This is a genomic window from Celeribacter baekdonensis, from assembly GCF_900102315.1.
Lineage (GTDB): Bacteria > Pseudomonadota > Alphaproteobacteria > Rhodobacterales > Rhodobacteraceae > Celeribacter > Celeribacter baekdonensis.
Genome location: NZ_FNBL01000006.1, coordinates 150130 through 172806, shown reverse-complemented (window position 1 = coordinate 172806; position 22677 = coordinate 150130). Strand labels below are relative to the sequence as shown.

At 58.0% G+C, this 22677-nt stretch carries 24 protein-coding genes; 15 read left to right on the top strand and 9 right to left on the bottom strand.

The window, feature by feature from the left end; genetic code table 11:
• Nucleotide 1: 1 nt before the first annotated feature.
• The 4 genes from smpB to BLT54_RS12030 all read left to right on the top strand — a co-directional run bounded on the left by smpB (nt 2) and on the right by BLT54_RS12030 (nt 3237).
• Nucleotides 2-484 (top strand): SsrA-binding protein SmpB, encoded by a 483-nt coding sequence (gene smpB / locus BLT54_RS12045; RefSeq protein WP_074645301.1) that lies wholly within the window; start codon nt 2-4, stop codon nt 482-484.
• Between the two features lie 155 nt (nt 485-639).
• Nucleotides 640-1494 (top strand): 3-mercaptopyruvate sulfurtransferase, encoded by an 855-nt coding sequence (gene sseA, locus BLT54_RS12040; RefSeq protein WP_074645297.1) that lies wholly within the window; start codon nt 640-642, stop codon nt 1492-1494.
• Nucleotides 1494-2678, top strand: a complete 1185-nt coding sequence (locus tag BLT54_RS12035; RefSeq protein ID WP_074645294.1) for an amino acid aminotransferase — start codon at nt 1494-1496, stop codon at nt 2676-2678. The genes sseA and BLT54_RS12035 overlap by 1 nt, the downstream gene beginning before the upstream one ends.
• A 178-nt stretch (nt 2679-2856) precedes the next feature.
• Entirely contained in the window at nt 2857-3237 is a 381-nt protein-coding gene (locus BLT54_RS12030) for a rhodanese-like domain-containing protein (protein ID WP_074645292.1), read from the top strand.
• A gap of 51 nt (nt 3238-3288) precedes the next feature.
• Here the strand turns inward: BLT54_RS12030 and BLT54_RS12025 are convergent, their stop codons facing one another.
• The 3 genes from BLT54_RS12025 to BLT54_RS12015 all read right to left on the bottom strand — a co-directional run bounded on the left by BLT54_RS12025 (nt 3289) and on the right by BLT54_RS12015 (nt 5909).
• Nucleotides 3289-4050: a lysozyme family protein gene (locus BLT54_RS12025; protein ID WP_074645290.1), complete on the bottom strand. Its 762-nt coding sequence runs from the start codon at nt 4048-4050 to the stop codon at nt 3289-3291.
• A gap of 156 nt (nt 4051-4206) precedes the next feature.
• On the bottom strand, nt 4207-5535 hold the full coding sequence (gene amt / locus BLT54_RS12020; RefSeq protein WP_074645288.1) for an ammonium transporter: 1329 nt from the start codon (nt 5533-5535) through the stop codon (nt 4207-4209).
• A gap of 35 nt (nt 5536-5570) precedes the next feature.
• A complete protein-coding gene (locus BLT54_RS12015; protein ID WP_009569977.1) occupies nt 5571-5909 on the bottom strand; it encodes a P-II family nitrogen regulator in 339 nt (112 codons plus the stop codon).
• A 272-nt stretch (nt 5910-6181) separates the two neighbouring features.
• On the opposite strand from BLT54_RS12015, the gene BLT54_RS12010 reads away from it, so the two are divergent.
• On the top strand, nt 6182-8365 hold the full coding sequence (locus tag BLT54_RS12010; protein ID WP_074645286.1) for a transglycosylase domain-containing protein: 2184 nt from the start codon (nt 6182-6184) through the stop codon (nt 8363-8365).
• 63 nt (nt 8366-8428) lie between these two features.
• Here the strand turns inward: BLT54_RS12010 and BLT54_RS12005 are convergent, their stop codons facing one another.
• Both BLT54_RS12005 and BLT54_RS12000 read right to left on the bottom strand, forming a co-directional pair.
• Complete coding sequence (locus BLT54_RS12005) at nt 8429-9025, bottom strand: MlaC/ttg2D family ABC transporter substrate-binding protein (RefSeq protein ID WP_074645284.1); 597 nt, start codon at nt 9023-9025, stop codon at nt 8429-8431.
• On the bottom strand, nt 9018-9779 hold the full coding sequence (locus BLT54_RS12000) for an MlaA family lipoprotein (RefSeq protein ID WP_074645458.1): 762 nt from the start codon (nt 9777-9779) through the stop codon (nt 9018-9020). The genes BLT54_RS12005 and BLT54_RS12000 overlap by 8 nt, the downstream gene beginning before the upstream one ends.
• A 189-nt stretch (nt 9780-9968) precedes the next feature.
• Here BLT54_RS12000 and BLT54_RS11995 point away from each other — a divergent pair, with 189 nt between their 5' ends.
• The 7 genes from BLT54_RS11995 to BLT54_RS11965 all read left to right on the top strand — a co-directional run bounded on the left by BLT54_RS11995 (nt 9969) and on the right by BLT54_RS11965 (nt 16687).
• Nucleotides 9969-11708 (top strand): type I secretion system permease/ATPase, encoded by a 1740-nt coding sequence (locus tag BLT54_RS11995; protein ID WP_074645282.1) that lies wholly within the window; start codon nt 9969-9971, stop codon nt 11706-11708.
• Nucleotides 11705-13012 carry an HlyD family type I secretion periplasmic adaptor subunit gene (locus BLT54_RS11990; RefSeq protein ID WP_074645280.1) on the top strand — a complete coding sequence of 436 codons (1308 nt, stop codon included), beginning with the start codon at nt 11705-11707 and terminating at the stop codon, nt 13010-13012. Before BLT54_RS11995 ends, BLT54_RS11990 begins: the two co-directional genes overlap by 4 nt.
• Before the next feature lie 86 nt (nt 13013-13098).
• Nucleotides 13099-13563: a RidA family protein gene (locus tag BLT54_RS11985; RefSeq protein WP_074645278.1), complete on the top strand. Its 465-nt coding sequence runs from the start codon at nt 13099-13101 to the stop codon at nt 13561-13563.
• Entirely contained in the window at nt 13563-14321 is a 759-nt protein-coding gene (locus BLT54_RS11980; RefSeq protein WP_074645276.1) for a glycerophosphodiester phosphodiesterase family protein, read from the top strand. The genes BLT54_RS11985 and BLT54_RS11980 overlap by 1 nt, the downstream gene beginning before the upstream one ends.
• A gap of 48 nt (nt 14322-14369) precedes the next feature.
• Nucleotides 14370-15548: a GNAT family N-acetyltransferase gene (locus BLT54_RS11975; protein ID WP_074645274.1), complete on the top strand. Its 1179-nt coding sequence runs from the start codon at nt 14370-14372 to the stop codon at nt 15546-15548.
• Entirely contained in the window at nt 15541-15846 is a 306-nt protein-coding gene (locus BLT54_RS11970; RefSeq protein WP_074645273.1) for a 4a-hydroxytetrahydrobiopterin dehydratase, read from the top strand. The genes BLT54_RS11975 and BLT54_RS11970 overlap by 8 nt, the downstream gene beginning before the upstream one ends.
• On the top strand, nt 15839-16687 hold the full coding sequence (locus BLT54_RS11965) for a mechanosensitive ion channel family protein (protein WP_074645271.1): 849 nt from the start codon (nt 15839-15841) through the stop codon (nt 16685-16687). Before BLT54_RS11970 ends, BLT54_RS11965 begins: the two co-directional genes overlap by 8 nt.
• Nucleotides 16688-16724: 37 nt before the next feature.
• On the opposite strand, the gene BLT54_RS11960 is transcribed toward BLT54_RS11965, so the two are convergent.
• Nucleotides 16725-17213, bottom strand: coding sequence for a peroxiredoxin (locus BLT54_RS11960; protein ID WP_074645270.1), 489 nt, complete (start codon nt 17211-17213; stop codon nt 16725-16727).
• Nucleotides 17214-17302: 89 nt separating this feature from the next.
• Between BLT54_RS11960 and BLT54_RS11955 the strand changes: the two genes are divergently transcribed.
• The 3 genes from BLT54_RS11955 to BLT54_RS11945 are packed head-to-tail and all read left to right on the top strand — an operon-like array spanning nt 17303 to nt 19712.
• Complete coding sequence (locus BLT54_RS11955; RefSeq protein WP_074645268.1) at nt 17303-18508, top strand: NAD(P)/FAD-dependent oxidoreductase; 1206 nt, start codon at nt 17303-17305, stop codon at nt 18506-18508.
• On the top strand, nt 18508-19068 hold the full coding sequence (rsmD, locus tag BLT54_RS11950) for a 16S rRNA (guanine(966)-N(2))-methyltransferase RsmD (RefSeq protein ID WP_074645267.1): 561 nt from the start codon (nt 18508-18510) through the stop codon (nt 19066-19068). Before BLT54_RS11955 ends, rsmD begins: the two co-directional genes overlap by 1 nt.
• Complete coding sequence (locus BLT54_RS11945; protein ID WP_074645265.1) at nt 19065-19712, top strand: HAD family hydrolase; 648 nt, start codon at nt 19065-19067, stop codon at nt 19710-19712. Before rsmD ends, BLT54_RS11945 begins: the two co-directional genes overlap by 4 nt.
• A gap of 66 nt (nt 19713-19778) precedes the next feature.
• Here BLT54_RS11945 and BLT54_RS11940 read toward each other — a convergent pair whose 3' ends face one another.
• The 3 genes from BLT54_RS11940 to sfsA form a co-directional block, all read right to left on the bottom strand.
• Nucleotides 19779-20864 (bottom strand): TRAP transporter substrate-binding protein, encoded by a 1086-nt coding sequence (locus BLT54_RS11940; RefSeq protein WP_074645263.1) that lies wholly within the window; start codon nt 20862-20864, stop codon nt 19779-19781.
• A gap of 179 nt (nt 20865-21043) precedes the next feature.
• Nucleotides 21044-21892, bottom strand: coding sequence for a type I methionyl aminopeptidase (gene map / locus BLT54_RS11935; protein ID WP_074645262.1), 849 nt, complete (start codon nt 21890-21892; stop codon nt 21044-21046).
• A 74-nt stretch (nt 21893-21966) separates the two neighbouring features.
• Nucleotides 21967-22653, bottom strand: a complete 687-nt coding sequence (gene sfsA, locus BLT54_RS11930; protein WP_074645456.1) for a DNA/RNA nuclease SfsA — start codon at nt 22651-22653, stop codon at nt 21967-21969.
• Nucleotides 22654-22677 lie beyond the last annotated feature (24 nt).

Below are 22677 nucleotides of genomic sequence, written 5' to 3'. Positions count from 1 at the left end.
CATGGCCAATAAAAAACAAACACCCGAAGAAAAGAACTACAAGGTCATCGCCGAAAATCGGCGGGCCCGCTATGACTATGCCATCGAGAGTGACATAGAATGCGGCATTGTGTTGTCTGGCTCCGAGGTCAAATCCATGCGGACCGGGCAAACCAACATCGCCGAAAGCTATGCCTCGGTCGATGATGGCGAGCTTTGGCTGACCAACTCCTACATCGCGCCCTACCAACAGGCGATGTTCCCGCATGAAGAACGCCGCAAGCGTAAACTTTTGGTTTCGAAACGCGAGTTGGCACGCCTTTGGCAGGCCACAGGTCGCCAAGGCATGACGCTTGTCCCTTTGGTGATGTATTTCAACCATAAGGGCCGCATTAAAATCAAACTCGGCATCGCCAAGGGCAAAAAGAACCACGACAAACGCGCCACCGAAGCGGAGCGCGATTGGGGTCGGCAAAAACAGCGGCTGTTGCGTCACGGGGATTGAGACCCCGAGGTTAAGACTTGTCTGTGCCAGTTTTGCGGATGCCGGCGCATTTTCGTGGCTGCAATCGGCCCGAGAGCCACCGGATCGCTTGCGCGCACGCGCCGGGACCGCTAAGGCAAATCCGACCGCCCTCCAAGACCGGAAAGGCAAATCATATGCCCTACAGCGACCCGAAAACTTTGGTTTCGACCAAGTGGCTCTCTGAGCATCTCAAATCTCCCGAGCTTCGTCTTATTGACGCAAGCTGGTATATGCCCGCCGACAATCGCGATTGCCGGGCCGAGTATGAGGCCGAGCACATCCCCGGCGCCCGGTTTGTCGATGTCGATGAGGTCGCGGACCTGCGCTCCGATCTACCGCATATGCTGCCGCCCGTTGAAAAATTCATGTCCCGGATGCGCGAGCTTGGCATCGGTGATGGCCATCAGGTTGTGGTTTATGACACGGCGGGCGTGTTTTCCGCGCCGCGCGTGTGGTGGATGTTCAAATATTTCGGCCAAGACAATGTGGCCGTGCTTGATGGTGGTCTGCCAAAATGGAAGGCCGAGGGCCATCCTGTGACGGCCGAGCCGCCGACCATCCGCGACCGCCATATGATCACCGAGATTCGGCCCGAGCTTCTGCGCGATGTGACACAGGTCGCGGCCTCCTCGAAGCTGGGCGATTACACGATCATTGATGCGCGCTCCGCCGCACGGTTCAAAGGCGAGGCCTCTGAGCCCCGGCCCGGTCTGCGCTCTGGCCATATCCCGAATTCCCGCAACGTGCCCTTTCAGGAACTTTTGACCCCGCAGGGCACGTTGAAATCCACTGACAATCTGCGTGCCGTGTTTGTGGGCGCGGGGGTCGATCTTTCTAAACCGGCGATCACCACCTGTGGATCGGGGATAACCGCCGCCATTTTGGGCCTCGCGCTCACCCGTCTTGGGGCGACATTCTCGCTCTATGACGGATCTTGGGCAGAATGGGGTATGTACGGCGACCTGCGTGTCGCAACTGGAGAAGCGTAATGCTGAGCACTCTGAAACCGCAACCTGCGGATAAAATCCTCGAACTGATGGCGCTGTATCGCGACGATCCGCGCGACACTAAAATCGACCTTGGCGTTGGCATTTATAAAAACGCTGATGGCGAAACCCCGGTGATGCGGGCGATCAAAGCCGCCGAAAAACAGCTTTGGGAGGTCGAGACCACCAAAAAATACACCGCCCTTTCCGGCGATCCGGCCTTTGGCGCGGCGATGAAAACGCTGGTTTTGGCGGATAGCGTGGATCACGCCCGCGTCGGCGCGATTGCGACGCCGGGCGGCACCGGTGCGATCCGTCAGGCATTTGAATTGGCGAAATTGGTGAACCCGGATGTGACCATCTGGACGTCGAACCCGACCTGGCCGAACCATGTGTCGATCATCAAATTCATGGGCCTGACCAACAAATCCTATGCCTATTTCGATGAGGTCAATTGCACCGTCGATTTCGATGCGATGATGGAGAGCCTCAAAGAGGTGAAATCCGGCGACGTGGTGTTGTTGCATGGCTGCTGTCACAACCCAACGGGCGCGAACCTGACGCTGGAGCAATTCGATCTGGTGGCCGATCTGATCCTTGAAAAAGGCGCGATGGCGCTGGTGGACATCGCCTATCAAGGCTTCGGCGACGGTCTTGAAGAAGACGCCGCAGCGACCCGTCTTTTGGCCGCAAAACTGCCTGAGATGCTGATCGCGTCGAGCTGTTCGAAAAACTTCGGGATTTACCGCGAGCGCACCGGCTGTCTCATGGCAATCTCCGAGAAAGCCGAACAGACCGCCGTGACCCAAGGCACGTTGAACTTCCTCAACCGTCAAAACTATTCCTTCCCACCCGATCACGGCGCGCGGTTGGTGACGATGATCTTGGACGATGCGGCGTTGAAAGCCGATTGGATGGCGGAACTTGAAGAGGTCCGTTTGGGCATGTTGGGTCTGCGCACGCAACTCGCCGATGAACTGCGCCGTCTGACCAATTCGGATCGGTTCGATTTCATCGCCAATCACCGCGGCATGTTCTCCCGCATCGGGGCGACACCCGAAGAGGTTTTGAAACTGCGCGAAGACTACGGCATCTACATGGTCGGGGATTCGCGTTTGAACATCGCCGGATTGAACGCCGAAACTGTGCCAATCCTGGCGGCGGCTGTGGCGAAAATCTGTAAATAATCTGTGGACCTGATCCCGGAACGACATCAAAGAGCGCGCCTGCGGGGGCGCTCTTTTTTCTGGGCTGGTCCCCCTCACAAAGCCGATTGCGACCTGTCACACTGGGCACACTTTCAAAGATCATAATCAGACCTATCTATATGTCAGACTGTTCAATTCTCCCTCCAAAGGACTCAGCATGAAAACCGAAACCGTAGACGGCGTGACTTTTGAAACTTGGACCGTGGACGAGGTCCAAAAGGCCTTTGACGCGAATGAGGTCGTCCTGATCGACGTGCGCACACCGCAAGAATATATGTTTGAGCACATCGAAGGCGCGCTGTTGTTTCCGATGTCATTTTTCGCCGCCGCCAAACTCCCGAGCCAAGACGGCAAACGGATCGTGTTCCATTGTGGCTCCGGCGTGCGCTCGGCGCGCGTCGCCACGGCCTGTGCCAAAGCGGGGATCAGGCCCATCGCACATATGGAAGGTGGCTTTGGCGGCTGGAAGGCCGCGGGCAAGGCCTATATGGGCACCGACATGGCCTCTGGCGCACCAATGAAAGTTGCCGCGAAGTAACTGCGCGTTTGAACAAGAGCATGGGGCATCCTTCGGTGTGCCCTTTTGTATTTAACCGGCAAAAATGCGCGCCATTTCGCGATCAAATTCGGCCCAGCTCATCGTCGCCTTATTGCCCGCATAGCCATGGTAGTGAGATTTGCCCGTCGAGGTCGGCAGTCCGGCCCAGATTTTGGCCAAATTATTCATGAATTCGCGCCGGGGAATTTGCCCTTGGCGCGCCTCATAAAGCCCCGCTTCCCTCAACAACATGTCGGACAACCGGTCCTGAACGGCGGGGGTAAAGACCACCTCCGGCCCCAAATCCAATTCGGTGACAAGGCGGGCCAGTGTTTTGGGAATAAATTGATAGCGACCAATGGCATGGGGCTGACCCGGCGTGGCATCAATCCATGCGAAAATCTCGCCGAGAGTCATCTGGGTTGGGCGTTTGCGCGGCAATATCTTTGCCGCATGTTGGATCGCGTCATAACCGTCGCGCCGCGATTCGGCGCGGCCAATCACATTGCGGATCACCGCAAGATACCCGGATTCATCGTTCGGCACAGAGATAGACGGCGTGGCGGGCAGGCGCGGCGGGGCGGGATCAAACAGGCTCCCAGACACACGCCCGACAAAGAGGCTTGGCCCAAAGGCGGGGTCTTGGCCAAGAGAGACGGGCAGCAGCGACTGTGGAGTCACTCCGATCAAAGGCGCGCGATCCGCAAACAGAGATTGAGGCTCCGCATGGCCACCCGCCCCAAAGGCCGCAAGCATCATCACAGACATCACAAAACGGGGCACAAAACGCCAAACGCAATTCTTGCGAAACATATCATCCTCATCGGCTGGCCTCCTTTGAGAAGGCCCGACAAGGGATAGGGAAAACTGGTTTAGATTCGGTTTAGACGCATCAAAGCGGACACCAAAACAAGAAAAGGCCCCGGCACTATCGCGCCGGGGCCAATCTGTTTGATCTAGGACAGGCGATTAGCCTTTGTAGAACTCAGGATAGGCTTCCATGCCGAGCTCAGCTTTGTCGAGACCGGTGATCTCGGATTCTTCGGAGACGCGGATGCCACCGAAGGCTTTGAGCACGAGCCAGAGCACCAAGGAGACCACGAAGGTGAAGGCCCCGATGGAAACGATACCGACGAGCTGAGTGCCAAAGGAGGTGTCAGCGTTGGTCAACGGAACCGCGATGGTGCCCCAGATACCGCAGAGCAGGTGAACCGGGATGGCGCCAACAACGTCGTCGATTTTCAGCTTGTCGAGGAACGGAACAGCGAAGACCACGATGATACCGCCGATGCCACCGATGATCAGAGACATGAAGAGCGACGGAGCAAGCGGTTCAGCGGTGATGGACACAAGGCCAGCCAGCGCACCGTTGAGCACCATGGTGAGGTCGATTTTGCCGTAGATGATTTGCGTCAAGATCAGAGCGGCAATGGACCCTGCAGCAGCGGCCATGTTGGTGTTCACGAAGATACGGCCAACGTCGGTGATGTCGCCAATGGTGCCAGCAGCAAGCTGCGAGCCACCGTTAAAGCCGAACCAACCGAGCCAGAGGATGAATGTCCCCAAGGTGGCGAGTGCCAGGTTGGACCCCGGAAACGCGGTGACTTTGCCGTCTTTGTATTTGCCAATACGCGGGCCAAGAACCAGCGCGCCAGCCAAAGCAGCCCAACCCCCAGCAGAGTGCACCAAGGTGGACCCAGCGAAGTCGGAGAAGCCCATTTCGGAGAGGAAACCGCCGCCCCACTGCCAGGAGGCTTCGATCGGGTAGAAGAAACCGGTCAGAACGACAACAAAGATAAAGAACGGCCAGATTTTGATGCGTTCAGCCAAAGTACCGGACACGATGGACGCGGTGGTCGCACAGAACATCAACTGAAAGAAAAAGTCGGATGCGACAGAGGCATAGCCCAAATCGGCATCTGCCACAGCCAAGCCAACAGGCTCCATTGTGGCAGTACCAACAGCACCAAGGAAACCCGGAATGATCCAGGCGTCGCCCGGATACATCAGGGAATAGCCGATGAGCCAGTACATGACGGCCGCGATGGAAAACAGCACAACGTTTTTCAACAGCTGCGTGGTCACGTTTTTGGAGCGCACGAGGCCCGCCTCCAACATCGCAAAGCCCGCAGCCATCCACATGACGAGGAAACCGCCAATGAGGAACAGCAACGTGGTCATGATGTACGGGCCGATTTCGTCAAAGCCAGGTGCCGCCACTTCGGCATCCTGCGCAAAAGCCACAAGCGGAAGCAAAGTCGCCACCACAGAGGCCGGAATGAGTTTGGTGAGTTTCATGTGTTTCAAGTCCCTTTCGTCTCGGGTAGCGCGACTTAGATCGCGTCGTCGTTGGTTTCGCCGGTACGGACGCGTGTTGCGCCTTCCACGTCGAGAACAAAAATCTTGCCATCGCCGATCTTGTCGGTTTTGGCAGTGGATGCGATGGTTTCGACAACCTGCTCGGCCATGGCATCACCCACGACGATCTCAAGTTTCACCTTCGGCACAAAATTCACGGCATATTCTGCGCCGCGATAGATTTCGGTGTGACCAGACTGCGAGCCGAAGCCTTTGATCTCGGTCACCATCATGCCCCGAACGCCAATACCCGTCAGCGCTTCACGGACTTCTTCAAGCTTAAACGGCTTGATTGCAGCAATAATGAGTTTCACGTTTTTCCCCTTCCGTTTGAGCGGGTGACCTCCTCTGCAGGGAGGGCCACGCATGAAGCAAAACGACGTTAGGAGGTCCTTCACAAGGAAAGGCATCGTTGGTACTGCGTGTTTTCAGGGCACCTCTGCACAAAAATTATACATTTTGTGCGACGAGACCATTTTTTAGGCAGAAAATAAAGCCATCACAGCGACTCGTTTCCCCTCAACATTCCGGCAAGCGCTCTGTAAGCTGGTCCCTAATCAAAAACGGCAATGATCGAGCAAAGCCCATGACCGAACCCAGACGGGGCAAGAGTAAACTTGTCGCGGAGCGCCGCTATCCTGCGAAAAAGCAGGCCCCAAAGGCACAGGCAAAAAAGACTGCGCCTCAAAAGGCCAAAGCGTCTAAATCCGCAAGATCACGCAGACCGGCCCGAAAGCCCTCCCCCTCTTTGTTCATGCGGCTGTTCGGATGGGTGTTCCGTCTGATTTGGATCGTGACATCGCGGGTGGCGCTGATCGGCGCACTCGTGCTTGGGATTGCGGTGTTTTACATCTATACAACCCTGCCGCCGTTTTCTGATCTCTTGGACGGGCGCGCGCGCGGCTCGGTCACGCTTTTGGACCGCAATGGCTCGGTCTTTGCCTGGCGCGGCGAACAATTCGGCGGCCAGATCACCGCCGACACGGTGTCGCCCGATCTCAAAGAGGCCATTATCGCCACTGAGGACCGCAGGTTTTACAAGCATTTCGGCGTCTCCCCGCGCGGGGTTGCCTCGGCGATCAAGATCAACCTGTCCGAAGGCCGCAGCGCCTTGTCCGGCCACGGCGGCTCAACGCTGACGCAACAAACGGCAAAGCTTTTGTGCCTCGGCGTGCCGTTCGATCCGGCGAAATGGAAAAACCAAACCGAATACGAAGCCGATTGTCGTCAGGGGTCTCTGACTCGCAAGATCAAAGAGGCGGTCTATGCGCTTGCGATGGAAGTGCGCTATTCCAAGGATGAAATCCTCTCGATCTACATGAACCGCGCTTACCTTGGTGCCGGAGCCAACGGGTTCGAAGCCGCTGCACAACGGTATTTTGGCAAATCCGCAGCCGAGGTGAACATTGCGGAATCCGCCATGCTTGCGGGGCTTTTGACAGCGCCGTCCCGTTACGCACCCACAAGCAATCTGGAGCGCTCTCAGGATCGTGCGGGCATCGTGTTGTTGCTGATGAACCAACAGGGTTACATCTCTGATGACGAACGCGCCTATGCCAAGGCCCATCCTGCCGTGCTGTCTGACACCGCCGAAAAACGCGCGGGCGGATATTTTGCCGATTGGGTGATGGGGGCGGGCCCGGACTTTTTGACCCGCGACACCACCGAAGACGTGGTGATCGACACCACGCTCGACCAACGCATCCAAACAGCGGCGGAAGACGCGCTGACATGGGTGTTTGAAAACAAGGTGCGCGAAGGCTCCAAAGCTCAAGCCGCGATTGTCGTCATGTCCGCAGATGGTGCCGTGCGCGCCATGGTGGGCGGGCGCAAACTCAAGGTCTCGGGCGCGTTCAACCGCGCGACTCAGGCCAAACGCCAACCCGGCTCCTCGTTCAAACCCTTTGTCTATGCCACGGCGTTGGACATGGGATGGTCCTATGACAGCCCAATCGTCGACGAGCCTCTCACACTCAACATCCCCGGTTCCGGGCCATGGTCGCCGCAAAACTATGACCGTAAATTCCACGGCACCGTGACGCTGACCGACGCGCTGCGCCACAGTTACAACATCCCGGCGGTGAAACTCGCGATGGATGCGGGATTGGAAAACGTGCGCACCGTGGCCGAAATGTTCGGCATCGAAAGCGATCTGGCGCAAGGCCCCGCCTTGGCGCTTGGCGTGTCGGAAACCACGCTTTTGGAAATGACCGGTGCCTATGCCGGCATCCTCAACGGTGGCTCTTCTGTGTCGCCCTATGGCCTCAAATCCCTGCGCCTGAAAGGCGACAACACGCCGTTGATGGGACAGGATGGCGGTCTTGGCGAGCGGGTGATCACGCCCGAATCGGCACAGGAGCTGATCTACATGATGTATAACGCGGTCCAATCCGGCACCGGCGCGCGCGCGCAAATTCCGGGCGTCGAAGTGGCGGGCAAAACCGGCACGACACAGGCGGCGCGCGATGCGTGGTTCATGGGATTCACCGCCGATTATGTCGCGGGGGTTTGGATGGGCTATGATGACAACGCGCCTTTGACCGGGGTCACAGGCGGCGGTCTTCCGGCCGAAATCTGGCAAAAAACGATGGAAAAGGTGCAGGAGGGGCTTGAACCAAAACCCCTGCCGATGATCCGCCCCGCCGCCCCACCCAAGGTCAATCCACAGTTTCCGGGCAACACGACGTCGTCCAACAGCCGCTCTGGCGACAAGGCCGACAATGTGCTGCTTGATCTGCTGGGGTCGATCTTTGGGGGTGGGAACAACTAAAGCATTCCGAAATAAGAAAAGCGCGCCAAACAGGGCGCGCTTTTCAAAGTGAGTTGAGACGCTTTAGGCCAAAGAGGCCGTCAGCTTGTCGATACTGCCACCGACCTTATCGAGCATCGCACCGATTTCCGCGCGTTCGGATTTCAACAAAGAAATCCCCTCGATGGTCAGGTCGATGAATTTGCCGGATTTATCGGCCACGATAAAGGAAATCGCAAAGGGCGGCTCGCCTTTCAAAATCGCGGTGCAGCGCACATCATAGATCGAATTGACCTTTTGCGTGGTGTTGACCTCGATCTTACCGCCGATGAATTCACGGAAGCGCGAGCCATATTTGCGCGCTATATAGGTTTGAAACGCTTTGGTGAACGCCGCCATTTGCGCCGCAGAGGCCGACCGCGCCGGCGGGCCGACCACCGAGCGCGAGATGTTTGGCATATCGGCATAGCGCACCAAAGTGCGTTCGAAATCAACATACATCGCCGCTTCGGATTTGCCCGAGTTGATGATGGCGTTGATGTCGCCCACGACCTTGTCGATCAGCGCCTCTGCCTGACTTTCCGAGAACGCAAACCCGGCCGTTGGAAAAGCGGCAACGGCCGCCATAGAGGTTAAAAGCGCCCGGCGGGACAGCCCAAAGTTACGCGCAAAGTTACTCATAGAAATCCTCATAAATGTCGTAGGGTGTGGCCTGACCTTCGGCGCTGTCGCCTGCTCCGATGGGAGTTCCAAGCGCGTAGTGGCGATTGTCGAGATAGGTCAGGCGCATCTGTGCATAGCCATCGGCGCTGTCATACACGAGGGACTCGTAAAGGTCCGAATAACGATAGCGTGTATCGGCCAGTTTCGCGACTTTCAGCCCGGTTTTATAGCTCTTTTCAGGTGTGCCAAACACATGCCCAATCGGGTCCAGCGCGATATCGACAACCAAACCCAAAGCATCGCGTTCGGTCGACGGCCCATAGACCGGGAGCACAACATAAGCCCCCTCGCCCACACCCCACCGGTGCAAAGTTTCGCCAAAGTCACTGTCGCGGGGTTCAAGCCCCATGCTGGTGGCCGGATCAAACAGACCCGCGATCCCAACGGTTGCGTTGACCAAAAAGCGCGCCGAATTGTGAACGGCATCGCCAAATTGCACCTGCAACACGTCGTTGACCACCGTGCCCGGAATTGACAGCGTGTCAGACACATTCGCCAAACCTTTGCGCAACGGGTCCGGCACCACCGTGCCATAGGCCGTTGAGACCGGTTTGATCACCGCACGGTCCAGCGCCACGTTGGTGTCATGCCAGCTGCGGTTGGTCTCCTCATAGGGGTCGTTGATCCCGCCCATGCTGTTTGGGTTGGAACACGCGGCCAAAAAGGCAACAATCAAAATCGGCGCCAGGCGGATTACGTTGAATTTTATCATGGATTGATCTGGTGACAGCCCCATATGAGAACGCTATACCCGCCACATAATCGTCTTGCGGCGAAAGCCCAATGTTAACACTGTTTGTGTTATCGAGATGTGACAAAGATTCAACAGGTGGTGACGCCAGACCGGCGATAAAGCACTCAAAATCGGCAGATTGACGTAAATTGAGCAAATGACTCCCCTATGACGCAAGAGCAAACCCGCCAAGGCCAACATGAACTCGCCTCGGTCCGCCGCCGTTCCCGGGGTCTCTTTTGGGCCACCGGGGTGTTTTCCGTCTGCGTCAACCTGTTGATGCTCACCGGCCCGTTGTTCATGCTCCAAGTCTATGACCGCGTTTTGGGCTCGGGCTCTGAGGCCACGTTGGTCGCGCTTTTCGTCATTGTCGCCTTTCTCTATCTGATGATGGGGCTGCTTGATGGCATTCGCGGCCGCGTCCTGTCGCGGATTGCCGCGCGGTTCCAATCTGACCTCGAAACCCGGGTGTTTCATGCCGCCATGTCGCGTGCCGCACGCAGGCCCCGCGACAAAAGCCAGTCTCGCGCCATGGACGATCTCGCGGCCCTGCGCCGCTTTTTCGGCTCGCCGGCGTTTTCCGCCCTGTACGATCTGCCGTTTACGCCAGTATTCCTTTTGGGCATCGGATTGTTTCACCCCTACCTTGGCATATTGGCCGTCGGCGGCGGCGCGGTTTTGGTCGCTCTCGCCTTACTGCATCGCGCCATTGCCAAACCGGCACAGGGCGCTGCCCTTCAGGCCGAAACAGAGGCCGCGCAAATGGCCAGCCGGATGACCACCGCCGCCGAAGCCCTTCAGGCGCTCGGGATGCAAGAGGCCGCCTATCGCCGCTGGATGCGGGCGCGCGGCACCGCCCTTGCCCGCTCCGTGACCAGCGAAGACACAACCCATGGGTTTACCGCCGCCTCCCGCGCGCTGCGGTTGTTTTTACAATCGGCCATGCTGGCGCTTGGCGCGTGGCTGGTGCTGCAAAAAGACGTGTCTTCCGGTGCAATGATCGCCAGTTCGATCTTGTTGGGGCGCGCGTTGCAACCGATCGACATTTTGATCGGCCAATGGAATCTCGCGCAACATGCCCAACGCGCTTGGGCCGATCTCTCTGAACTGTTGGGCGCCAACCCGCCGCTGCCCGAGCGCACCGAATTGCCGCGCCCAAAGGCCGCTTTGACGGTGCAAAACCTCACCATAGTACCGCCGGGCCAAACCCAAGCCTCGCTGCGTGGCATCAGCTTTGATCTTTTGCCTGGCGAGGCGCTTGGCGTGATCGGGCCTTCGGGGGCGGGCAAATCGACCCTTGCGCGCGCGTTGACGGGCGTCTGGCCCCCCAACACCGGATCGCTGCGTCTGGATGGCGCGAAACTGTCGCATTATGCGCCGGAGGTTCTCGGTTCCTACATCGGCTACTTGCCGCAACAGGTGCAATTGTTCGACGGCACCATCGCCGAAAACATCGCCAAACTGGCCCTCAGCCCGGATGCGGAGGCCGTGGTGCTTGCCGCCCAAAAAGCCGACGCGCATAATTTGATCCTATCGCTGCCAGAGGGCTATGACACCCAAGTCGCCTCTGCTGGCGGGCTGTTGTCGGGTGGCCAGTTGCAACGTATCGGATTGGCTCGCGCCTTTTACGGCAATCCGGTGATCGTGATCTTGGACGAACCCAACTCGAACCTCGACAATGACGGCTCTTTGGCGCTCAACGCGGCGATCCGCCGCCACAAGGCGGCAGGCGGGGCCGTGTTGATCATGGCACACCGCCCTTCGGCCATTCAGGAATGTGAAAAGCTTTTGGTGCTGGATGGCGGGTTGCGCCGTGCTTTTGGGCCGCGTGACGCGGTGCTCATCGAAATGGTCAAAAACTCCAAAGACATCCTGCGCAAAAACGCTGGCCAAGGGGGCATTCAATGACGCAGCCCGATCAAAAATGGTCTGCCCGCCGCGCGGTCTGGATCGGCCTGTTTTTTGTCGCCCTGCTGATCGGCGGCTTTGGCGGATGGACGTTTCTGGCGCGGATTGACGGGGCTGTGGTCGCCGCCGGTCAGGTCCAGGTTGAACAAAACCGTCAAGCTGTGGCGCACCGCGATGGCGGCGAAGTGGCCGCCGTGCATGTCACAGAGGGCGCGCAGGTGGCCGCAGGCGATCTGTTGCTCGAACTGTCCTCCGATGAGTATGTCAACGAAATCGCTGTGCTCGAAACCCAACTTTTTGAATTGTTGACCCGCAACGCCCGCCTCGAAGCTGAACGCGACGGGGCGGCCAAGATCACCCTCTCTGAGGCGCTCATCGCCCGTATGGAAACCGACCCACAGGTCGCGCGCGCCGTGGAAGGCCAACGGGATTTGTTCGCCGCGCGCCAACTTACGGCGCGGGCCGAGGTCAGTCAGCTTGACAAGAAACGCAGCCTGATCGAGGTCCAGATCCGTGGCTTGGAGGCGCAAAAATTAGCCCTCTCCGAAGAGGCCGCGCTGCTGAAAGAGGACCTGACCGCACAGGCCGATTTGCTCACCCGCGGTCTGACCCAACAAAGCCGGGTGATCGCCCTGCGCCGCGACACGGTGCAATTGGCCGCCGACATCGGCGAACTGGAAACCGCACAGGCGCAAGCGCAGGTTCAGATCACCGAAATTGATCTGCAAATTCTCAAGGCGGGTTCCGATCGGCGGGAGGCGGCAATCACCGAGCTGCGCGACATTCAGGCCTCTGTTGGGCGCTTACGCGAACAGGTGCGCGGCCTGACGTCAAAGCTCGAACGGCTTGATCTGCGGGCGCCCGTCTCTGGTGTGGTCTACGGGCTTACGGTCTTTGGGCCCGGTGCCGTGGTGTCGCCTGCAACCCCCGTGCTTTACATCGTACCGCAAGACCGCCCGCTCATCATCACCGCAAAAATCAGCCCGGTGCATGTGGATCGGGTCTATCCCGGCCAACCCGTGCGCCTGCGGTTCTCAACCTTTGACCGGCGCACCACGCCCGAGCTGTTGGGCACGGTCACACGGGTGTCACCCGATGCCTTTATCGACGAGGCGACCCGCGCCAGCTACTACAGCGTCGACATCAATATTTCCGAGGAAGAACGCGCCCGGCTCCCCAAAGGCTCGGTGCTTATTCCCGGTATGCCGGTGGAGGCCTATATGTCCACTGGCGAACGTTCGCCTTTGGCCTATCTGACCAAACCACTGGCGGATTATTTCATCCGTGCGTTCCGTGAAGATTGAGCGTACCAAGACCAAAATTCGACCTCCCCAAGTCGACCCGAACATGTCGCCCCTAAAAAGCGACCCTGACACAAAGGAAGCCTTCTATGTCCATTGACCTTATGGCCAAACTTGCCGACCTCGGCCTGACTCTGCCCGATGCCCCTGCACCTGCTGCCAATTATGTGCCTTATGTGCAAAGCGGTGCACAACTTTTTGTCTCCGGTCAGATTTCGAATGGGCCAGACGGGTTGATCCTTGGCAAATTGGGCGCAGACATGACCACGGCTGAGGGCGCGGCTGCGGCTCAGACCTGTGCTTTGGCGCTTTTGGCCCAGGCCAATGCCGCCGTGGGCGGAGATTTTTCCAAAATCAAACGGCTGGTGAAACTCGTGGGCTTCGTCAATTCGACGCCTGAGTTCACCGAGCAACCCAAAGTCGTCAACGGTGCCTCCGATCTTATGGTCGCTGTCTTGGGCGAGGCGGGTCGTCATGCCCGCTCCGCCGTCTCCGCCGCCAGCCTGCCTTTGGGCGTCGCGGTTGAGATCGAGGCCATTTTCGAGCTGAATTGATGCCAGACCTGCCAGCCGCCTTTCTAGGCGCTCCGATCGCTCACCGCGCCCTGCATGATGGCAACATCACCCGCGCCGAAAACAACTTTGCCGCAATTGACGCCGCCATCGCGGGCGGGTTTGCCATTGAGATTGACCTGCAACTGTCCGCCGACGGCATGGCCATGGTGTTTCATGACTATGCGCTGGACCGGCTGACGCTGGACGCGGGGGCTTTTGCGCTGCGCAAGGCGGATGACCTGGCGAATGTGCGCTTTAAGACTGGGGAAATTGGCGTTCCGCCTCTGGCCCGCGTTTTGGCGCATGTCGCCGGGCGGGTGCCGCTTTTGATTGAGGTGAAGGATCAGGACGGGGCCATGGGGCCGAACGTTGGCGCGCTTGAACGCGCCACCGCCGCCGCCCTATCCACCTATGACGGTCCGGTCGCATTGATGTCCTTTAACCCGCATTCAGTGGCCGCATTGGCCGAAGCCTGCCCGCATCTGCCGCGCGGCATCACCACTTGCGATTGGACCAATGGCGAGGCGGGCTTGATCCCATCGGCGTTGCGTCCGGCGCTGCGCGGTATTGTCGATTTTGACCGGGTGGGCGCGTCTTTCATCTCGCATCAATGGTCCGACCTGACCACACCGCGCGTGCGTGAACTGAAAGCAGCGGGCGCGCATATCCTGTGCTGGACCATCAAATCACCCGAAGAAGAGGCGCAAGCCCGGCAGATCGCAGATAATATCACCTTTGAAGGCTATGTTCCGACTTGACGCATCGCGGCTAAGCCCCAGTTCTATAGCGATGTTGGAGAGCCGGGCGTGACAGATCAGATCGAGATCAGTGTGACCACGACGATCACTGAGATCGCCCGTGAGGATTGGGATGCCTGTGCCAATTCGTCGGACGGGCGACCCGATGATCCTTTCGTCACCCATCGGTTTCTTTTGGCCTTGGAGCGCTCCGGCTCTGTTGGTCCGGGCACCGGATGGTTTCCGCGTTATCTGATCGCCAAAGCGGCGGGTGAAATCATCGCCGTGGCACCCATCTATGCCAAAACCCACAGTCAGGGCGAATATGTGTTCGACCACGCCTGGGCCCAGGCCTATGAGCGCGCGGGTGGCGATTATTATCCAAAGCTGCAAGTCGCGGTGCCCTTTACCCCGGTCACCGGGCGGCGACTTTTGACCCGTCCCGGATTTGAGGAGATCGGCCAAGCGGCTTTGGTCCAAGGGGCTGTCGAGGTCGCAGCGCAAAACCAACTCTCATCCTTGCACATCACCTTTTGCACCGCAGCTGAGGCTGAGGCGGGTAAGGCCATGGGCCTGATGCATCGCACAGGGCAACAGTTTCATTGGGACAATGCCGGATACGCCGATTTTGACGGCTTTCTGGACGCGCTCTCCTCGCGCAAGCGCAAAAACATCCGCAAGGAACGGGCGCAGGCGCAGGGCTTTGGCGGCGAGATCGTGCAATTGACGGGTGATGAGATTCAGCCGCACCATTGGGATGCGTTTTGGACCTTTTATCAAGACACGGGCGCGCGCAAATGGGGCACGCCCTATCTCAGTCGCGCCTTCTTTGACCATATCCACGAGACCATGCGTGACGATGTTTTGATGATCTTGGCGCTGGATCAGGGGCGGCCCATCGCGGGCGCGCTGAATTTCATCGGCCAAGATCGGCTTTACGGTCGCTACTGGGGTTGCACCGAACATCACCCCTGCCTGCATTTCGAGATTTGCTATTATCAGGCCATCGACTACGCCATTGCCCACGGCCTGTCGCGGGTCGAGGCGGGCGCGCAGGGCGAACATAAACTGGCGCGCGGGTATCTCCCCAACATCACCCATTCGCTGCATTGGATCGCTGATCCGGGCTTTGCCCGCGCCGTGGACGATTTCCTTGTGGCCGAACGTGCCGCTGTGGATGAGGAAACCGAATTTCTCACCTCATACGGTCCATTTAAACGCACAGACAGAGAGGACGATCATGACTGAACTGCTGCTCTCAGACGCAACCCGCACCGAGGCCCTTGCGCCCCTTCTTGCCACAGGATGGGCCGAGACCGAAGGCGGTGCCGCGATTTCAAAACGCTTCACCTTCGTCAATTTCATCGAGGCGTTCGGTTTTATGACCCGCGTGGCGATGATTGCGGAAAAAATGGATCACCATCCGGAATGGACCAATGTCTATCGCTCGGTCGAGGTGATCCTGTCCACCCATGACGCGGGAGGATTGACCGAGAAAGATATCAAACTAGCCCGAAAAATGGACGAGGTGGCCGCAGATGATTGAACAGATTTTGAACTACCCAATTTATAACGGACAGACGGTCGGGGATTACCTGTCTCTGGAGTTTTTGCTGGGGGTCGGCGGCTCGATCTTTGGTGCGCTGTTTCTTTTGGCCGTCGGCATGGTCATTGCCGGATGGGTGGCACGGCGCATTCGCGGTATCGGGTCCAAATATCAGAAGCTCGACAACACTCTGTTCAATTTCCTCGGAAATATCGCCCGCTACGTCATCTTGACCTTTACCGCGCTGATTGTTCTCAACACCTTTGGCGTCCAAACCACCTCAATCGTCGCCGTCATCGGTGCTGCGGGTCTGGCCATTGGTTTGGCGTTGCAAGGCACCTTGTCAAATATTGCCGCCGGCGTGATGATCATCCTGTTTCGCCCGTTTAAAATCGGTGATTTCGTTGATGTTGCGGGCAAAATGGGCACAGTCAAAGACATCTCTTTGAACTTCACCGAGCTGGCCGATCTGTCCAATGTTCAGGTCATCGTCCCAAACTCTCAGGTCTGGGGCAATATCATCACAAATTTTTCCACCAACCAAACCCGGCGCGCCGAATGGACGTTTGGGGTGGGCTATGGCGCCAATCTCAAAACCGCCGAAGAGGTCATTCGCAAAGTGATCATGTCCGATCCGCGCTCAATGGCCGAGCCAGAGCCGTTTATTCAGGTCAACAATCTGGGCGATTTCTCGGTGGATTTCTTGGTCCGTGTTTGGGTGAAATCCGGTGATTTCTTTCAATATCAGGCCGACATGAAACGTCAGGTGAAAGAAGCATTGGATGAGGCGGGCGTGGACATCCCCTTCCCGACGCGCACCTTGGTGAACGCGGCCGAATAAAAACGCCCGGGCGGCACGGGCCTCCGGGCGTCTCTCATCAGATTGCTTCCAAAAGCGATTCACCGGCCGAAACCGTACATTCGCCGGGGCTGGTTTCGACTTGCAGCACCTTCACCACACCGTCTTCGGCATAGAGCGCAAAGCGTTTCGAACGCCCGATCAGGCCCGCAGGCGGGGCGGTGAAATCAAGGCCCAGTGCCTTGATAAACGTGCCCTCCGCATCGCCCAACATCGACAGTCCGGCCACATCTGCGCCGGTGTCCTTGGCCCATGCACCCATCACAAACGGGTCATTCACGGAGACACAGATCACCTCGTCCACACCCTTGGCCGCGAAGGCGTCTTTGGTGCGGATGAAACTTGGCACATGGGCCGTGGTGCAAACGCCGGTATAGGCCCCCGGCAGGCCGAAAAGCACCACATTGCGGCCTTTGAACTTGGTGGCCAGATCGACGGAAGCCGGTCCTTCTGCCCCCAACTCAAGCACGGTGCCGCCCGGAAGCGTGTCTCCAACAGAAATTGTCATTCTTGATCCTCTTCGCGTTGTCATTTGATCTCTTCACGATATAGGGTCAGGGCGTTTTCAGACCAGTTGAAAGCGCAAAAGGAGCACGCATGAGCCATTTTATCGTCGTTGGCGCCGGACAAGCCGGGCAAAGCATCGTCACCACCCTACGCGGTCAGGGATTTGACGGTGAAATCACGTTGATCGGCGACGAACCCGTGCCCCCCTATCAGCGTCCGCCGCTGTCAAAGGCCTATCTCTTGGGCGATATGGATTTGGACCGGCTGTATCTGCGCCCGCTGAGTTACTATGCCGATGAGACTATTGATTTGCGCATGGGCGCGTCTGTCACGGCTCTCGACCCGGTGGCAAAAACCATCACCGTGGATGGCGAGCAGCTATCCTACGACAAGCTCGCTCTGACCACCGGCTCTGCGCCCCGGCTTTTGCCCGCCTCCATCGGCGGGACCTTGCAAGGCGTCTACACCATGCGCACGCTGTCCGATGCCGATGCGATTGAACCAGAGTTCAAAGAGGGCGCGTCGGTGTTGATCGTGGGCGGTGGGTATATCGGGCTTGAGGCCGCAGCCGTCGCTGCGAAAAAGGGGCTGAAGGTGACGCTGGTCGAGATGTCCGACCGGATTTTGCAACGCGTTGCCTCGAAAGAGACCTCCGATTATTTCCGCGCTCTGCATCAAAGCCATGGCGTTGACCTGCGCGAAGGTGTGGGGCTTGAAACCCTTGTGGGCGACAGTCGCGTGCATGCTGCGAAGCTGACCGATGGGACCACGCTGGAGGTGGATTTCGTCATCGTCGGCGTGGGCATCACCCCCAATACGCAACTGGCGGAACTGGCGGGGCTGGTGCTGGACAACGGCATCATGACGGACCGCCATAGCTGCACCTCCAACCCGGATATTTTCGCCGCGGGCGATTGCGCCTCCTTTCCGCATATGGGCCATCAGATGCGGCTTGAAAGCGTGGGCAACGCGATTGACCAAGGCGCTGTTGCGGCCAAAAATATGCTGGGCCAAGCGGTGGACTATACGCCGAAACCGTGGTTTTGGTCGGATCAATTTGATGTCAAACTGCAAATCGCCGGGCTGTCCACCGGCCATGATCAGGTCGTGATCCGCGAAACAGAAGGCACGCGCTCGCATTGGTATTACAAAGACGGAGCGTTGATTGCGATTGATGCGATGAACGATCCGCGCGGCTATATGGTGGCAAAGCGGTTGATCGAGGCGGGCAAAACCGCCGATCCCGCTGTGGTGGCCGATCCTGCGACCGACCTCAAAGCGCTGATGCGCGGCTGATGCGGATCATCGCCGGAGCGTTTCGTGGGCTGACATTGGCCGCCGTTGGCAAAGGTGACGTGGGCGCACATTTGCGGCCCACCACGGACCGTGTCCGCGAAAGTCTTTTCAACGTCCTGATGGGCGGGAAATACGATGATCCCATTACGGAAGCGCGGGTGCTTGATCTGTTTGCGGGCACCGGGGCTTTGGGGCTTGAGGCGCTGTCACGCGGGGCCGAGCATGTGACTTTTGTCGATGACGGACGCAAGGCACAGAGCCTTGTGATGCAAAACATCACCCTGTGCAAAGCCACAGATCGCACCACCCTGATGCGCGCGGACGCCACGCGTTTACCCGCCAATCCAGACGCGCCCTATGATCTGATCTTTCTCGATCCGCCCTATGGCAAGGCTCTGGGTGAAAAGGCCATGGCCGCCGCGATCACCGGTGGGTGGCTCACGCCACGCGCCTTGATTGTGTGGGAAGACAGTACGGACATCATCATCCCAGAGGCGCTGACCCTTTTGGATCAGCGCAAATATGGCGAGACGAAAATCAACATCCTGGAGCCAAAATGATCCCGAACCTTGTAATTTTCGACTGTGACGGTGTGATCGTTGACAGCGAGCCGCCGCTTTTGGACTTTTTGCGCAATGAGTTCGCCCGCTATGGGCTCGACATCACCTTGCATGAGTTGGAAACCAAATATGTTGGCGGTACGATGAAAACCGTGGCCGAACGTGCCCGCGCCTCAGGTGTGCCCTTGCCTCACGCTTGGGAAGTCGATGTCTATCCGCGCGTGTTTGACATGCTGCGCGCGGGCGTCCCGCTTATTCCTGGTATCGAATCCAGCTTTGATGCACTTGACGCCGCAGGCATCCCCTATTGCGTTGGCTCCAACGGGCCAATGGAAAAGATGGACGTTACCTTGGGCGCGCACCCTTTGGTGTTTGAGCGCCTCAAAGGCAGGATCCATTCCGCCCATACCTATGGCGTGGCCAAACCCGATCCCGGACTTTTCCTGATCGCCGCCGAAACCATGGGCGTGGCCCCAAAAGACTGCGTGGTTGTGGACGATAGCCCGTCGGGCTGTATCGCCGCGCGCCGGGCCGGAATGCGGTGTTTCGGCTTTGATCCGCACCGCGATGGCGCTCGACTGATCTCTGAGGGGGCCGAACACCTCTCAGATATGCACGATCTGCCACGCCGCCTCGGCTTGTGACCCATGCAAACATAAAAGGGCCGCCCCAAAAGGCAGCCCAGTTTATTCCAACACCGAAGGGTCAGATCATTTCTCAATGACGTGATAGGAGGCCCCAAAGGTGTCAATCCACGGGTGTTGGCTCAAAGCCGCGGCCATATCGGCGCGCGCATCTTCTACCAGTTTTGCCCCGTCATAGCCTTTGCCATCCATCTCGGTGATCCACTCGGCAATCACCTCATCCCCCAAGGCTTTGATCTTGTCGGTCTCGTCCTTGCTCATCACCTTGATCGGATTGCCCGACGCGACCATGACTTTGACGCCATCTTCATCGCCCTGATCATAGGCGGCACCTGCCCATTCAGACGCCATCAAACCCGAATTGTTGTCGATCACGGCCTTCAGATCATCGGGCAGGCTGTCGTATTTCGCCTTGTTCATCGCCCAGATGAAATAAAGATTGTAAAACGACTGATGCCCGTCGACGTCGGTGTGACTGTCGGTCAACTCATCAAGCTTGAGCGAAGGTGCCATTTCATAGGTGATCACACCGCCGTCCAAAACGCCTTTGGCCAAGGCTTCAGGAAAGGCCGGAACCGGCATACCTACGGGTGTTGCACCCAGTTTTTCCAGCAAAAGCGTCGAGGTTCGTGTCGGCGCGCGCAGTTTGAGGCCTTTGAAATCCTCAACCGTTGCAACCGGCCCGCCCTTTTTGTGAATCAAGCCTTCGCCATGCATATGCGCCGCGAGGACATGCACGTCTTTGAAATCATCCATCAGGTGCTGTTGCGTGAAATTCCACGCCGCAATCGACGCCAATTCACCGGATTTCTCGGTCATGAACGGCAATTCCAACGCCTCGGCTTCCGGGAAACGCCCAGGTTGATAGCCCGGAATCACCCAGCCGCCATCAATCGCGCCATCGCGGATCAGGTCATATTGGTCCGGTGCTTTGCCGCCCAATTGCATCAACGGATAGATCTCGATCTTGATGCGGCCCTGGGATTCTGTTTCGATTTTCTTGGCCCAAGGTTCCATGAAATACATCGGTGAGCCGGAGTTTGGCGACACGAAATGTTGAAAGCGGAGCGTCACCTCCTGCGCGAAGGCAGATGTGGTGCTTACGGCTGCAACAAGAGCCGCGGCGGCGGCGGTTTTAAGCAGGTGTTTCACGGGCAGTCCTCCTTATGGGCTGTCTCATGCGGGCCTTTTGTGGTCCGCGCCCAGTTGACGTAGGGTCTTGCTAGTGCTGCTGCAAGTCATTCGCAACAGGAGGATGTGAAGATTTCTCTGACTCTTTGGTCAGGCTATTGAAGTCAAACACCATTCTTAAAAAACAACTCTTTGCTGCCTTAGCCGCCAAAGCTCGGATAAAACAAACCCGCCGGGGAAAGCGTGAAAATCTCACATCCGGTCGCCGTCACCCCGATGGAGTGTTCGAACTGCGCGGAGAGTTTTTTATCCTTGGTGATGGCTGTCCAATCATCCGCGAGGACCTTGGTTTCTGGACGACCGAGATTGATCATCGGCTCAATGGTAAAGAACATGCCTTCTTCGAGCACCGGGGCGCTGTCGCCCGGACGCCGCATCGGCACGTAGTGCAGCACATTTGGCGGCGCATGAAACACCCGGCCCAGGCCATGCCCGCAAAAATCGCGTACCACCGACATGCGGTTCTTATGGGCGTGCTCCTGAATGGCACCAGCAATGTCGTCAAACGTGTTGCCCGGCTTCACTTGCTCGATCCCAAACATCAGACAGTCGTGAGTGACCTGCACCAAACGCTCGGCAAATTTCTTGGGCTGACCGGCGAAATACATCCGGCTTGAATCCCCAAACCAACCGTCTTTGATCACCGTCACATCAATATTGACGATGTCCCCATCGACCAGCTTGTCGTCCTTATGGCCGGGAATTTTTGCCCCCGGAATCCCGTGACACACCACATAGTTCACCGAAATACAGGAGGCGTGTTTATAGCCTTTATAGTCGATGGTCGCGGACACGGTGCCAAGCTCGACCACCCGGCGGGTGATAAACGCGTCGATCTCCTCGGTGGTTGCACCGGGCACGACAAGTGGGCCGACCTCATCAAGGATTTGCGCGGCAATTTTGCCCGCCGCATGCATGCCAGCATAATCGGCATCCTCATAAATCCGAATTCCGTCTTTGGTGATGCGGCCGCGATGCGTCTCGTCCAAGGGTCTACTCCATCTCTTTGCGGCACTGATATAAGGGGTTCAGCCGCGAAGGGCCAGTGCTTCGAACGGAGTTCTTATGCAAAGCCACCCGTGTCAAAACGCACCTGTTCGGGCGTGATGGTGACCGAATGGACGCGGATGTCCACACCTGCAGCGCGCGCCTCTGCCTCGGCTTTGGCATAGGCCGGATCAATATCACTGGCGGGGGCGAAGCGATTGCAATCATCGCGCGACACCAGATAAAGCATCACCGCCCGGTCGCCCTCCGCCACGCGCGCCGCCAATTCGCCAAGGTGCTTTGCCCCGCGCGCGGTTTTCGCATCCGGGAACTCCGCCAAGCCCGCGTCGCGTGACAGGGTGACTGATTTAACCTCGATCCAAATTCTATTCTGATTTTGTACAACCATGAAATCGGCGCGCGAATTGACACCGTATTTGACCTCAGCGTGGACCACCCCGATCAAATCCGGGATCAATCCCGCGCGCAAAGTCTCGCCTACGACCTTATTGGCAACGCCCGTGTCGACCACCACCATCGCCCCCGCAAGCTCGACAATCCGCAGGCCGTATTTGAGCTTTTTCTTCGGATCGTCATTGGGTTCGACCCAGACCCGTGTGCCAGGTTTCGAGAGGCCCATCATTGAGCCCGGATTGGGGCAATGCGCCGTCACCTCGCGCCCGTCGGGCAACCGAATATCCGCCAAAAAGCGTTTATATCGACGTAATAGTGTCGCGGGGATCAGTTCGGTTTGAAAGCGCATGATCACAGGACTATACCCTTAGCA